The sequence below is a fragment of the Thermincola ferriacetica genome, from assembly GCF_001263415.1.
Lineage (GTDB): Bacteria > Bacillota > Thermincolia > Thermincolales > Thermincolaceae > Thermincola > Thermincola ferriacetica.
This window is the reverse complement of sequence record NZ_LGTE01000041.1, coordinates 1-13,510: the sequence shown is the minus strand read 5'-3', so window position 1 is coordinate 13,510 and position 13,510 is coordinate 1. Positions and strand designations below refer to the sequence as shown.

General features: G+C 45.2%; 10 protein-coding genes, 2 riboswitches and 1 other annotated feature. Of the genes, 8 read left to right on the top strand and 2 right to left on the bottom strand.

Going from position 1 to position 13,510, the window contains the following annotated elements; genetic code table 11:
• Positions 1-212 precede the first annotated feature (212 nt).
• Positions 213-1,151, bottom strand: coding sequence for a magnesium transporter CorA family protein (locus Tfer_RS15245; RefSeq protein WP_052219137.1), 939 nt, complete (start codon positions 1,149-1,151; stop codon positions 213-215).
• Between the two features lie 124 nt (positions 1,152-1,275).
• Positions 1,276-1,445: riboswitch (M-box (ykoK) riboswitch) on the bottom strand.
• A 276-nt stretch (positions 1,446-1,721) separates the two neighbouring features.
• Between Tfer_RS15245 and Tfer_RS16170 the strand changes: the two genes are divergently transcribed.
• The 8 genes from Tfer_RS16170 to ppdK all read left to right on the top strand — a co-directional run bounded on the left by Tfer_RS16170 (position 1,722) and on the right by ppdK (position 11,049).
• Positions 1,722-1,874: a YqzL family protein gene (locus tag Tfer_RS16170; RefSeq protein ID WP_083436985.1), complete on the top strand. Its 153-nt coding sequence runs from the start codon at positions 1,722-1,724 to the stop codon at positions 1,872-1,874.
• 71 nt (positions 1,875-1,945) lie between these two features.
• On the top strand, positions 1,946-2,698 hold the full coding sequence (gene recO, locus Tfer_RS15240) for a DNA repair protein RecO (protein WP_200901053.1): 753 nt from the start codon (positions 1,946-1,948) through the stop codon (positions 2,696-2,698).
• A 46-nt stretch (positions 2,699-2,744) separates the two neighbouring features.
• The gene (locus tag Tfer_RS15235; protein WP_013121242.1) at positions 2,745-3,215 is read left to right on the top strand and encodes a DUF4342 domain-containing protein; all 471 of its coding nucleotides are present in this window, start codon (positions 2,745-2,747) and stop codon (positions 3,213-3,215) included.
• Between the two features lie 55 nt (positions 3,216-3,270).
• Positions 3,271-3,480: a binding site (T-box leader), on the top strand.
• Between the two features lie 127 nt (positions 3,481-3,607).
• On the top strand, positions 3,608-4,486 hold the full coding sequence (glyQ, locus tag Tfer_RS15230) for a glycine--tRNA ligase subunit alpha (RefSeq protein WP_052219135.1): 879 nt from the start codon (positions 3,608-3,610) through the stop codon (positions 4,484-4,486).
• A 3-nt stretch (positions 4,487-4,489) separates the two neighbouring features.
• Complete coding sequence (gene glyS, locus Tfer_RS15225) at positions 4,490-6,586, top strand: glycine--tRNA ligase subunit beta (protein WP_052219134.1); 2,097 nt, start codon at positions 4,490-4,492, stop codon at positions 6,584-6,586.
• Positions 6,587-6,918: 332 nt separating this feature from the next.
• Positions 6,919-7,554, top strand: coding sequence for a transcriptional regulator CcpN (gene ccpN, locus Tfer_RS15220; protein ID WP_052219138.1), 636 nt, complete (start codon positions 6,919-6,921; stop codon positions 7,552-7,554).
• A gap of 26 nt (positions 7,555-7,580) precedes the next feature.
• Positions 7,581-8,396 carry a pyruvate, water dikinase regulatory protein gene (locus Tfer_RS15215; protein WP_013121238.1) on the top strand — a complete coding sequence of 272 codons (816 nt, stop codon included), beginning with the start codon at positions 7,581-7,583 and terminating at the stop codon, positions 8,394-8,396.
• Positions 8,386-11,049: a pyruvate, phosphate dikinase gene (gene ppdK, locus Tfer_RS15210; protein WP_052219133.1), complete on the top strand. Its 2,664-nt coding sequence runs from the start codon at positions 8,386-8,388 to the stop codon at positions 11,047-11,049. The genes Tfer_RS15215 and ppdK overlap by 11 nt, the downstream gene beginning before the upstream one ends.
• A 119-nt stretch (positions 11,050-11,168) precedes the next feature.
• Positions 11,169-11,345: riboswitch (cobalamin riboswitch) on the top strand.
• A 596-nt stretch (positions 11,346-11,941) separates the two neighbouring features.
• Here ppdK and Tfer_RS15195 read toward each other — a convergent pair.
• On the bottom strand, positions 11,942-13,315 hold the full coding sequence (locus Tfer_RS15195; RefSeq protein WP_052219131.1) for an ATP-binding protein: 1,374 nt from the start codon (positions 13,313-13,315) through the stop codon (positions 11,942-11,944).
• Positions 13,316-13,510 lie beyond the last annotated feature (195 nt).

The window sequence follows — 13,510 nt, the reverse complement described above, 5'->3', positions numbered from 1 at the left end:
TTTCCGCCGAAACTGCAATATAAGCCATCGAGTTCGGGAACGCTGCCTGAACGGCAAGGGTTTGCAGCACCAAGCTCCCGGGTAGTGGAGACCCTCCTACCCTGCCGCCATTCTCCAGCATAAAGTTTCCGTGGTAGCGGAGAGCCCACCCAACCCTACAATTGAGTGGCTTGGAAAAATTGGAGCGAGGAATCATTTGAGCTCCCATTAAACTAAAACAGTTTTCGCTTGGCAAGTATTAAGGTTGTTGCGAATGAAACGAACAGGGTCAAAAGGATAATAAAGGTGAAGGCGTGTTCATTGTTCTGAAACGGAAGACTGACATTCATGCCAAAAAAACTTGCCACCATGGTTGGAATGGCGAGGACTATGGTTATCGAGGTAAGAAATTTCATCACCATATTTAGGTTATTGGAGATAACCGACGCAAAAGCATCCATCATGCCGCTTAAAATGTTGCTGTATATATGAGCCATTTCAATGGCCTGTTTATTTTCTATAATGGTGTCGTCCATCAGATCTTCGTCTTCCGGGTACATTTTCAGGAAACCGCCCCTTAACAATTTTTCCATGACGATTTCGTTAGCCCTTAAGGATGTAGTAAAATAAACCAAACTCTTTTCCAGGTTCAGGAGAGAAAACAGCTCCTGGTTTTTCATAGACTTGTGCAGTTGTTTTTCTATTTCATCAGTTTTCCGGTTTATCTGTTTCAGGTACCGCAGGTAATAAGTTGCTATTCGGTACAGCAGTTGCAGAATAAACCGGGTTTTTTTAAAGGTAAAAAAACCTTTAATTCTGTTTTGGGCGAATTCGTTCAGGATAGGGTTTTCTTTGAGACAGACGGTGACAAAATAACTGTCGTCAACAACTATCATACCAAGGGGTATGGTATCAAAATAACATTCGTTGTCTTCGATATTTAGAATAGGAATATCCACGATGATTAATAATATATTGTCTTCTTTTTCAATACGCGCTTTTTCTTCTTCGTCCAGGGGATCCCGCAGGAAATTGGGCTCGATGCCAAGTTCTTTTGAAACAAGCTGGATTTCAGGCTCAGTCGGGTTGACCAGGTTGACCCAACAGCCTTTTTCGAAAGTATCGAGTTCATGAAACTGCCCGTCTATTGAAGATTTGAATATATTAATCACCGGGAACACTCCTTTCTTGTGCTTATAAATCTATTTTGTTCAAAAATTGAAAAATGTTTTGTTCAAAAAGAAAAAAAACACCTTCCCGAAGAAGATGTTTACGATAAAACAAAAATGCATATCGCGACCACCTTCCTCGTCTGAGCTTTGGCACATACATAGCTAGAGTTCTACAACTCAGCCACATTAGGTAAAACCTTAATCCGGTAGTACCTGTTGACCCATTGGCGTCTCTCGACATTTCCGGGCAGTGGCGTATGGTCTATGCAGAAGCCTCACCTAACAAAGAATGGGGTTTTTGATTCTGTTTAAGTTAAGAAAATGAAAAACGGAAATCCTTTTTGCTGATTTTAGTATATGATGTAAGTTTTAAAATGTCAATGCAGACTTGTACTTTTACATTAAACCAGTTTTTTTAAGGTGAAACTGGAATTAACCAGCTAGTATAGTCTGCATCTCTTCCGGTCAATCTAATACTGTAAAAATTGAATAAGGTTTAAAAGGAAAATATTTAGCTGCATATACTTTAGTGTATGCAAGATTCACCTGAGCGGAAAGGGGTTGCTTGCGATGGTCAGCAGTGATGTATTTTGGAAGTTATTTGAAAATACCGGACACATTGGCGCTTATTTGCTATATAAAGATTATAGTAACGAAGAAATGGCGCTAACAGGCAATAATTCCGCGGAAACTCAGAATGTGGCAACGGGAGGCGAATATTGAAGGAAAAGGAATCCGCTTGCCCTTGTCGAATAGGTAACCCGTAGCTATACATTTATGAAAAGAAGTGGGACATGATGAGATTATATAAAACTGATGCTTTGGTGCTACGGGTCCGGGATTTTTCGGAAGCCGATAGGATAGTGACTTTATACACCTATAGCCGTGGAAAAGTGCAGGCTATAGCGAAAGGCAGCCGAAAAACAAAAAGTCGCAAAAGGGGAGCGGTCCAGCCTTTTACATACGGTAATTTCCTCCTTTATCAGGGACGTTCTCTGGATACGATAACCCAATGTGAACCCAAAGAATCGTTCAGTCACTTGCGGGAAGACCTTGTTAAACTGGCTTATTCCACTTATTTAACGGAATTGGTGGATGGTTTTACGGCCGAAGGAGAGCCGAATGAGCAGGTTTTTCTTTTATTGCTGACAACTTTTTACCTTTTGTTAAAAGATAATCCAGGCCTGTTGGTGCGGGCTTTTGAATTAAAGCTGTTAAATATTTTAGGATACTGCCCGCAGTTGGAGAGTTGTGTTCATTGTCACGGACCCGTGGCAGGCAATGCTGCGAAAGTCAGGTTCAGTTCCCGCCTTGGTGGGGTTTTATGTGATGAATGTTCCGGCCATGACCCATTTGCTACAACTATACAAATGGGCAGTCTAAAAACTATGCAACAATTGTTAAAATGGGATATTCGCCGGCTACAGGTTCTCAAAGTTCCTGAAGAAAGACAGCAAGAAATCGCGGCTATTTTGAGACATTATATCGATGAACGGATTGAGCGGAAGTTAAAATCAACTGTTTTCCTCGATACCGTTCTACAATAAATTCGGATGATTTGCACAAACTATAAAGCAGAAAGGAGGCTTTAAAATGACAGTGGACCTGGACTTGGAAAAGATAGATATTATTCGTGAAAGGTTAGACGTCTCTTACCGGGAAGCCAAAGAAGCTTTGGAAAAAACCAATGGTGATATTATTGAAGCTTTGGTTTTGCTGGAAGAACAGGCGAGCGAGAACTGGTCAGACCGCGCTCAGAAAAAAGGCGAAGAAGTGATAAACCAAATTAAAACCTATATAAAAAAGGGAACTGATACGAAGATAAAAGTCAAACAGGGTGACAAGACCTTGTTTGAAGTACCGGCTACCTTGGGGGCGCTGGGGGTGCTGGGGGCCTTGGCCAACACCCAGTTAGCTCTTGTTGCCGGTATAGGTACCATTGCGGCCATGGCTAACAAAGTAACTCTGGAACTGGAGAAAAATAGGAAAGATGACGAAAATAATTCAGACGAAGCAAAACCGGCCAATAACCCGACCAATGAATATATGGACGTCCGGCATTAAGTTGCCTGCTTGACTTTTAATATCTAATTTGCTAAAGTATTATCAAAATGGATAATGTTGCGTGATGAGGGAGAAAGTAGCCGTATGTTTACTGCCAAGAGAGCCGGTGGTGGTGGAAATCCGGCCAGAGGCATACGGGGAAAGGCGCTCCTGAACGGCAGGAGGAAAGGGCCCTGGCCTGAGTAAAGCCTGCAGAAAAGAAAGTGGGTCAATGTTTTTTTGGCCAAGCAGGGTGGAACCGCGGGAAATTCCTCTCGTCCCTGGCAATTTGCCGGGGATGGGAGGTTTTTTAATTGGCAATTGATAGTTGACAATTAACCATAACCCTGCAGCTTGTAGTCAATTATCAGTTATCAATTGTCAATTATAAACTTCAAAAAGGGGAGGTTTATATGAATTTTCAGGACATTATTTTAACTCTCAATAAGTTTTGGTCTGAACGCAACTGTATTATTCAACAGCCTTACGATGTTGAAAAAGGGGCAGGTACCATGAATCCCGCCACATTTTTACGGGTCCTGGGACCGGAACCGTGGAATGTGGCTTATGTAGAGCCATCCAGGCGGCCTACTGACGGGCGTTATGGGGATAACCCCAACCGCTTGCAACATTATTATCAATACCAGGTTATTTTGAAGCCGCACCCGGAAAATGTGGTGGAAATTTACCTGGATAGTTTGCGGGCCATTGGTATCAACCCCGAAGAACACGATATTAGATTTGTGGAAGACAACTGGGAATCCCCTACTTTGGGCGCTTGGGGGTTGGGCTGGGAAGTATGGCTTGACGGCATGGAAATCACTCAGTTTACATATTTTCAACAGTGCGGCGGCTTAGACTGCAAACCTGTCTGTGCTGAAATTACCTATGGCCTGGAGCGGTTGGCTACATTTATTCAAAAGAAAGACAGTGTCTTCGATATCATCTGGGTGGACGGAATAACTTACGGCGACGTTCACCACCAGGGAGAAGTTGAACACTCGCACTACAATTTTGAAATTGCCGACACTGACATGCTTTTTAACGCCTTTAACATGTTTGAAAAAGAGGCTGTCAGGGTAATTGAAAAAGGTTTTGTCCTGCCGGCCTATGATTATGTGTTGAAATGTTCCCACACCTTTAATTTATTAGACGCCCGGGGGGCCATCAGTGTTACTGAACGGCAAGGATATATCGCCAGAGTGAGAAACATGGCCAGGTTATGTGCGCAGGCATATGTCGAACAAAGGGAGAGGATGGGCTTTCCCTTATTGAAGAAAGGGGGAAAGTAAGTCATGGCCAAAGATTTTTTACTGGAAATCGGGACAGAAGAAATTCCGGCCAGATTTATGGATGATGCTTTGATGCAGCTTGGGGCCATAACGGGCGAATTGATAAAAGAATACAGGTTTAAGACGCCGGATGAAAAGGGAGCAGTGCAGGTATATGGAACTCCCAGGCGGTTGGTGGTAAGCATCAGCAATTTGGGGGAAACCCAGGAATCGGCAGAAAGCGAGGCTAAAGGTCCTTCCGTGAAAGCCGCCTATGACGAGCAGGGGCAGCCCACAAAAGCTGCTTTGGGCTTCGCCCGGAGCCAGGGTGTAGCAGTAGAAGACCTGGTAGTTAAAAATACGGGGGCCGGGGAATACGTCTTTGCAGTCAAAAGGGAAGAAGGCCGCAATGTGGCAGAATTGCTGCCGGAATTTTGCCTGCAGTTGATTAACGGGCTCAGTTTCCCCAAACCCATGCGCTGGGCTGATCATGAGATGCGCTTTGTGCGGCCTATCAGGTGGATTTTGGCTCTGTACGGGGAAGATGTTATTAATTTTCAGGTTGCCGGCACCGTAAGCGGCAGAACTACTAAGGGCCACCGTTTTTTAGGCAAAGGTGAGGCAGAAATTGCCAATCCTGCTGATTATTTTCGGCGGATAGAAAAGGAATTATTTGTTGTCATAGATCCTGAGGAAAGAAAGAGGCGGATAACCAGGGAGGTAGAAGCTTTAACCAAACAGGCGGGCGGTTATTTTAAGGAAGATGATGATTTTAGAGAACTCCTTGATGAAGTTGTTCACCTGGTAGAATATCCCGTTGCCTTGACAGGAAGTTTCGAACCTGATTTTCTGAAACTACCAAAAGAAGTGGTAGTTACGCCTATGCGAGAACACCAGCGGTATTTTCCCGTGGAAAAAGAGGATGGCCAGTTGCTGGACAAGTTTATCGCCATCAGTAATGGCATTAATAATGACCTGGTTAGGGAAGGCAATGAAAAAGTTCTCCGGGCCAGGTTAGCCGATGCAAAATTCTTCTATGACGAGGACTTAAAAGTACCCTTGGCCGAAAACGTGGACAAACTTAAGAAAATCGTTTTTCAGGAAAGCCTGGGTACTGTTTACGACAAGGTTGAACGAATTATCAAGCTGGGAACTTATCTCGCCGAAGCACTGCAAATTGATGGCGCTGTACAGGAAACCATTAAAAGGGCCGGCTACCTTTGCAAAGCTGACCTGGTAAGCAACATGGTATATGAATTTCCCGAACTGCAGGGGGTAATGGGTAAAGACTATGCCCGGCACAGCGGCGAAACCGATGCGGTAGCGGAAGCTATATTCGAACACTACCTGCCCAGGTTTGCCGGCGATATTTTACCGGAAGCAAAAGCAGGCCAGATATTGAGTATTGCCGATAAAATGGATACGGTAGTCGGGTGTTTCGCTGTCGGTATCCAGCCTACCGGTTCCCAGGACCCCTATGCACTGAGGCGCCAGGCATTGGGAATCTGTCATGTCATTCTTAATTCCGGCCTGCGGGTTTCTTTAAGCGCGTTGGTAAAACGGGCATATGACAATTATGAAGGAAAAATCGAAGCAAAATTAAATAAGGAGGAGACTGTTGCCGAAGTGCTGGAATTTTTCCGGCAGCGGATTAAGAATATCCTGGAAAACAAGGCCATCAGCTACGATGTAATTGAAGCTGTCCTGGCATCGGGTTACGATGATTTGATTGATACGGTCAATAGGGCAGAGGCGCTGACCAACCTGCGCAACCAGGAAATCTTTGATAAGTTGTTAAGGGCTTATAACCGGGTGGCAAATCTGGCTAATAAAGCCGAGACTGAAGATATTGAACCTGCACTATTAAAGGAAGAAGCCGAAAAAGCCCTTTATAAAGAATTTTTGACAGCTTCCGAAGAGTTTAGGACTTACCTGAAAGAAGGGCAGTACAGGCAGTTGTTTCAGCGGTTTGCTCTCCTTCAGCAGCCCATAGATAATTACTTTGAGCAAGTTATGGTAATGGTTGACGATGAACGGATTAAGAATAACCGGTTGGCGCTGTTAAAGCAGATTACTAACTTGATGCTGCCCATAGCCGACCTGACCAAAATTGTCCAGTAAATGACAAAGCGAGCCGTGAAGTTGGTTTTGTTCCACATGTTTGTAGGATATTAAGAGACCTTAGGGTTCCTTTTTACGCTTATATTTCAGTTGGCGTGTAGAGTCTAGCGGGTAAAGACGGATAAATCCGGCTAGCCCGCTTGAGGGAACCTTAAGGTCTTTTTTGAAAAATCGGTCTATGTCGGCAAATGGTTAAATACTATATTTTCTGGGTAAAAAATGTAGAACATTAGTACAAAAAGGCAGGACTTTTCTCAAATATCGCGTATAATTATATAGTATATTTGTTCTATTAGTATAACACATTGTCTTCAGGGAGGGTAGTGACTGAAGTGGAACTTACCAAACGCCAGGAACAAATCGTAGAAATAGTCAAGCAGGAAGGCCCTATTACCGGTAGACAAATTGCTGAAAAACTGTCCCTGATCAGGGCAACCTTACGCCCTGACCTAACCCTGTTGACTATGGCCGGCATTTTGGAAGCCCGGCCGCGGGTCGGTTATATTTTTACCGGGAAAACGATTAATAGTCTGGTTGCCCAGAGAATCAATAAAATTAAAGTAAAAGATGTTTGTTCTTTTCCTTTTGTTCTTGATGAGCAAGTCAGCATTTACGATGCTATTGTCAGCATGTTTATGGAAGATGTAGGGACATTGTTTATTACTAAAAATGGTTACCTGGAAGGGGTGGTTTCCAGAAAAGATCTTTTAAAAGCAACCATGGGTGGCATGGATGTTTCCAAAGTGCCGGTAATGGTTGTGATGACTAAGATGCCCAATGTAGTTACAATCAATCCTGATGACCCCATTTTGCTCGCTGCTCAGAAACTGGTGTCCAGGGAAATTGATGCCCTGCCCGTTGTGGAAGTGAAAACCCTGGCCAACGGCGAAGAAAAATTGCGGGTTACCGGCAGGATAACAAAAACAACTATTACCAAGCTCTTTGTTGAGTTAGGCGAAACCCGTTAGGAGGTGAAGGTGTCTCAACCGATACAATGCAGCCAAAAGTTTACGTGGTATCCGACTCGGTAGGAGAAACAGCAGAATTCGTTGTAAGAGCTGCGGCAAGCCAGTTCAACGGAGGAAATATTGATATAAGGACAATTCCCTATGTTAATAATGTCCATCATATCAAAGAGATTGTAGCTGAAGCCAAACAGGAGCCTGCAATAATTGCATATACACTGGTGCTCCCGGAACTTCGTGATGCACTTGTGCAGGAAACGGTAAACCTGGGTGTAACGGCTGTGGATATTATGGGGCCAATGGTGGAGGCCCTGGCCAATATGCTGGACAAAACGCCAAAGATGAAGCCGGGCCTTCTCCATAAGTTGGACAAAGAATATTTTCGGAAAGTCGAGGCCATAGAATTTGCCGTCAAATATGATGACGGAAAGGACCCCAGAGGGATAAATTATGCCGATGTGGTCATCATTGGGGTATCCCGGACCGGTAAAACCCCCTTATGCATGTATCTGGCACATAAAAGGGTGAAAGCTACCAATATTCCTCTGGTCCCGGAAGTGGCAGCTCCGGCCGATCTTTTTATCCTGCCTCCGAAGAAAGTAATTGGCTTAACGATTAAACCCGAACAGCTAAACGAAATCCGCCGTGAACGACTAAAGACCCTTGGGTTAAAATCCGGGGCCGATTATGCCAGCATGGAACGAATTTTAAAGGAACTGGACTATGCAGAAGAAATTATGCGTAAAATCAACTGTCCTATTATTGATGTTACTAACAAAGCCGTGGAAGAAACGGCCAGTAAAGTTTTAGAAATAGTTAATAAGGGGGATGGATATGGCAAATAAGAAGTATGTTTACCTGTTTAAAGAAGGCAAAGCGGATATGAGGGATTTGCTGGGAGGCAAGGGTGCCAACCTGGCGGAAATGACAAACATCGGTCTTCCCGTGCCACCGGGATTGACCATTACCACAGAGGCATGCAACGAATATTATGCCCAGGGGAAAAAGTGGCCTGAAGGATTGGAAGAAGAGCTTAAAGAAAAGTTGGCCAGCCTTGAGGAAATGGCCGGGAAAAAGTTTGGGGACGCCAAAAACCCGTTACTGGTATCCGTTCGTTCTGGGGCCAAGTTTTCGATGCCCGGTATGATGGATACCATTCTGAACCTGGGCCTCAATGAACAAACCTGCCAGGGTATGATCGAAGCCACTCAGAATGAACGCTTTGTTCTGGACTGCTACCGCAGATTTATCCAAATGTATAGCAACGTAGTTCTGGGTGTAGATCATTATAAATTTGAAAATGTTTTAGAAGCCCAAAAGGAGAAAAAAGGCGTTCAGTATGACACGGAACTGGATGCTGAAGACTTAAGAGCAATAGTTGCCGAATACAAGAATGTAGTTTTGAGAGAAACGGGAAAACCATTCCCCGAAGACCCCATGGAACAGTTATTCGGCGCTGTTACTGCCGTATTTGGCTCCTGGAACAACCAAAGGGCCATAGTTTACCGGAAGCTTAACGGTATCCCCGATGATCTGGGTACAGCCGTGAACGTTCAGCTAATGGTTTTCGGTAATATGGGTAATGACTGCGGTACCGGCGTCGCCTTTACCAGGAACCCGTCTACCGGTGAAAAAAAGCTTTACGGCGAGTATCTTATTAACGCGCAGGGCGAAGACGTAGTTGCCGGTATCAGAACTCCGCAGCCCATCAGCAAGTTGGAAGAGGAAATGCCAGAAATCTACCAACAGTTTCTTGATATCTGCAAGCTCCTCGAAAACCACTACAAGAACATGCAGGATATTGAGTTTACTATTGAAAGAGGCAAGTTGTACATATTACAGACCCGTCATGGAAAGAGGACAGCGCCGGCTGCTATCAAGATAGCGGTGGATATGGTAGAAGAAGGCCTTATTGATAAGAAAGAAGCTATCTTAAGAGTAGAGCCCGGTCAGTTAGACCAACTCCTCCACCGGAGAATTGACCCCAATGCCAAATTTGAAGTAATCGCTAAAGGATTACCTGCCTCTCCCGGCGCTGCCTGCGGCCAGGTAGTATTCGATGCTGACGAGGCCGAAAAATTGGGCCAGCAGGGCGTAAAAGTTGTGTTGGTACGGACCGAGACAACACCTGATGATATCCACGGCATTGTGGAAGCTCAGGGCGTATTGACCAGCCGTGGCGGTATGACCAGCCACGCAGCCGTTGTTGCCCGCGGTATGGGTAAACCTTGTGTATGCGGCTGTGAAGCAATCAAAATTAATTACGAAGGCAAATATTTTACTGTTGACGGTGTTACAGTTAAAGAGGGCGACGTAATTTCTATCGATGGCGCTACCGGCCAGGTCATTCTTGGTGAAGTGCCCATGATTGACCCGGAGATTTCCGGTGAATTCCAGAAACTGCTTTCCTGGGCCGATGAACTGAGAACCATGTCCGTAAGGGCTAATGCTGATACTCCAGAAGACGCAGCCAGGGCACGGGAATTTGGCGCTGAAGGTATCGGCCTCTGTCGTACCGAGCACATGTTTATGGCTCAGGATAGACTGCCTGTTGTTCAGCAGATGATTTTGGCCGAAACCCTGGAAGAAAGAAATGCCGCTCTGGAAAAATTACTGCCCATGCAGCAGGGAGATTTTTACGGCATTTTAAAGGCCATGGCAGGTTTCCCTGTTTATATCCGGTTGCTTGACCCACCACTGCATGAGTTCCTGCCCAACCAGGAAGAACTGGCCGTTGAGATCGCCGAGTTGAAATGTACTAATGGGGATCCCAAGGTTATTGCTGAAAAAGAAGAACTGCTCAAGAAAGTGCGTCAACTGCATGAGTTTAACCCCATGCTTGGGCACCGGGGCTGCCGTCTGGGTGTAACCTTCCCGGAAATTTATGCTATGCAGGTTCGCGCTATTTACCAGGCTACGGCGCAGTTAGTGAAGGAAGGTGTTGATGCTAAGCCGGAGGTTATGATCCCGCTGGTTATTCATGCCAACGAGCTCAGGATGCTGCGTGAACAGGCCGTTGAAATAGCCAAACAAGTACAGGAAGAAACAGGTGTTACTTTTGATATCCATGTAGGAACGATGATTGAGATGCCGAGAGCTGCCGTCACAGCCGATGAGATTGCGGAATTTGCTGATTTCTTCTCCTTTGGCACCAATGACCTGACTCAGACTACCCTGGGCTTTAGCCGGGACGATGCTGAAGGTAAGTTCCTGCAGGATTACCTGGCCAAGAAAATTCTTACCGATAACCCCTTTATTGTCCTCGACCAGGGCGGTGTGGGCAAATTGGTTAAAATGGGTACCGAACTCGGCCGGCAAGCCAACCCAAAACTCAAAGTGGGTATCTGCGGTGAACATGGAGGCGAGCCCAGTTCCATCGCCTTCTGTCACCGGGTAGGCATGGATTATGTCAGTTGTTCTCCGTTCCGCGTGCCTATTGCCCGTCTGGCAGCAGCCCAGGCAGCTGTAGGTGGCGAAAGTGCAGTCAGTACCAAATAAAGAAACCAAATTCAGGAATACAGGCTGCAATTAAGCAAAGGGTGGCGTTTTTGCCACCCTTAAATTCGTTTTTTGCAGTAGACTTTTTGAAAGGATTATGTTATAATTTTTAAGAACTTAAAATTGGATTTGTTTCAGGTGCCCTTATAAGGGATAATAGGGAAACAGGTGAAAATCCTGTACGGTCCCGCCACTGTGAATGGGGAGCAACCCAAAGAAGGCCACTCGATTTCCGGGGAAGGTTTGGGAAGCGTTGAGCCATGAGTCAGGAGACCTGCCTGGGACAAAGGTGCAGCGCCCTTCGGGAGAAAGGGAAGTACCGGATAAAGTTAACGGTTTTCCTGGTTTCTTTTGAGGCCAGGATTTTTATTTCTAAACCTGTTAAACCCATTTTCCATTTGGTAGAGAAATACTCTCTACCATTTTTTTTGCCGTTTTGTTAATTTTTTATGGAAACCGACCTATTTTTGTAATATAATTTTAATATAATCGTAAGGAAAAGCCTTTATCTTCCAAAAAAATTGGAGCTAGAGTGCAGAATATGAGAGACTGTGGCAAACCCTCCTTGGACAAATTATTGAAAAATCAGGAAGATTTTTGATGAGACTGTGGGGGAATTTTATGAAATCAGGCAGCGCTTTAACCTATAGGGTGATATTGTATACGGTTTTAGCCGCTGGGTTGATATTGGCGTCCATAGACTTTTACCGTAATTTTAACGGCCTTTGCACAGCTTGTACGGGCAGGTGCTCAGCGGTGTCTTTGTTGGCTATCATAATTCCTGTATTGTTTTTGGTGGGGTCAGGTAAAACATAAAAAAACCACTAAAGAGGGAAGTTTGAAAGGGGCTCAGTTCATACGTGAACGGCCCCTTCATTATTTTTCCTAACTGTCAAAAATGTGTTTTTTCCAGGGCCAGTTCACCTTCCAATTGATCGATAAACTGTTTTGCCGACCTGCCGGAGCGACCGTTGTGTAGCATGGACCACTGTATCGCCCGCTGCCTCAAAACAGCGGGGTCCAATGCGATGCTTCTCTGGATAGCCAGATTTTCCACTATTTCCAGGTAGGTTTTTTGGTCAGGAGCAGGGAATATCACCGTTATCCCGAAACGGTCCGACAATGACAGTTTCTCCTGCATCGTATCCTGAATCCTGATTTCCTCCGAATCCTTGTATACTGTAGAAACAGTCCTGTCGCTGAATTTTTCTTTTACCAAGTGGCGTCTGTTTGATGTGGCATAAATCAACACATTGGCCGGGCGTGCTTCCAGGCTTCCTTCCAAAATCGCTTTCAGGGCCAGGTATTCTGTTTCGGTTTCTTCAAAGGAAAGGTCATCGATAAATATAATAAATTTTTGCGGATGACGTTTCAGGACATCCAACAGGCTTGGTAGGTCAGACAACTGCTTTTTGGTCATTTCCACCAGCCGGAGGCCTTTTATGAAAAACTCGTTTAACAGGGCTTTGACCGTTGACGATTTGCCCGTGCCCCGGTCTCCGTATAATAAAATATTATTGGCCGGATAACCGGCAATAAATTGCCTGGTATTGTCAATAATTACCTTTCGTTCCGTTTTATATCCTACCAGATTATCCAGCCTGACGGGGTCCGGTTGGGGAATCCCCTTTAACTTTTTATCCTCTCCGGACCATTTGAAGGCAATATACTTGGCGAAAATTCCACAGCCTTTCTGCTGGTAAAAGTCTGCCAGTTTTTCCAGGCAGGATTCCCAAGCGGGAGTTTCCATAAACATGTTTTTTATTTGGTGGTTTTCCAGGTTAGTATTACTTGGTGGGTTTTGGCCCCCAAAGACGTGCCAGTCCGGGTATGCTGAATCTGAAGCAAATCCACAAGCCTTTTTAACAACAGATGTGGCGTAAAATAACTGCTGCAGCAGCTTCATGTCGTAACCGGCCGCTTTGATCAGGGAAGGACTCATATCTCTCAGGGACATTTTTTGGGCCTGCAGGGAAAAAGGGTTTTCATCAGTAATTATGAAATCAAGCAAAAAGTTCTGCCAGGCATCGCCCACACAGGGCTCTCCCGTTAACTCCGCGTCCCTGCACAGGGTATGCAGTAAAGTATGGTAAGCGGATACAATTTCCAGAGGCTCCACTTCCTTGGCTCTTAACAGGCTTAGGAGGTTGTATAACTGTGTACCGGCATCTGTTGTCAGGAGGTTCCGGTATAAAGATAAACCGGCAAAGGCTAACTGCAGTTGAAATAACTGGTTGTCCAATTGTTTGGATTCTTTTTTAGGCATAAAGGTTCCTCCACCATATGTTTTAGAAACGATTTGGTATATAATTTCGGCAAAAATTGCAAATTCCCTGCTACCTTTAACATCTGGTGGCGGAAGGGTGGGAGGGGTGACCCGGCTGCCCCGGAGCTTGGTGCTGGAGAATGGCGGCAGGGTAGGAGGGTGTCTCCGCTACCTGGGAGCTTGGTGCTGCAAACC

Bases quoted from the DNA above. Each gene is read 5' to 3' on its own strand.
- Tfer_RS16170 (WP_083436985.1), top strand. From the start codon at position 1,722: ATGGTCAGCAGTGATGTATTTTGGAAGTTATTTGAAAATACCGGACAC.
- recO (WP_200901053.1), top strand. From the start codon at position 1,946: ATGATGAGATTATATAAAACTGATGCTTTGGTGCTACGGGTCCGGGAT.
- Tfer_RS15235 (WP_013121242.1), top strand. From the start codon at position 2,745: ATGACAGTGGACCTGGACTTGGAAAAGATAGATATTATTCGTGAAAGG.
- glyQ (WP_052219135.1), top strand. From the start codon at position 3,608: ATGAATTTTCAGGACATTATTTTAACTCTCAATAAGTTTTGGTCTGAA.
- glyS (WP_052219134.1), top strand. From the start codon at position 4,490: ATGGCCAAAGATTTTTTACTGGAAATCGGGACAGAAGAAATTCCGGCC.
- Tfer_RS15215 (WP_013121238.1), top strand. From the start codon at position 7,581: ATGCAGCCAAAAGTTTACGTGGTATCCGACTCGGTAGGAGAAACAGCA.
- ppdK (WP_052219133.1), top strand. From the start codon at position 8,386: ATGGCAAATAAGAAGTATGTTTACCTGTTTAAAGAAGGCAAAGCGGAT.
- Tfer_RS15195 (WP_052219131.1), bottom strand. From the start codon at position 13,315: ATGCCTAAAAAAGAATCCAAACAATTGGACAACCAGTTATTTCAACTG.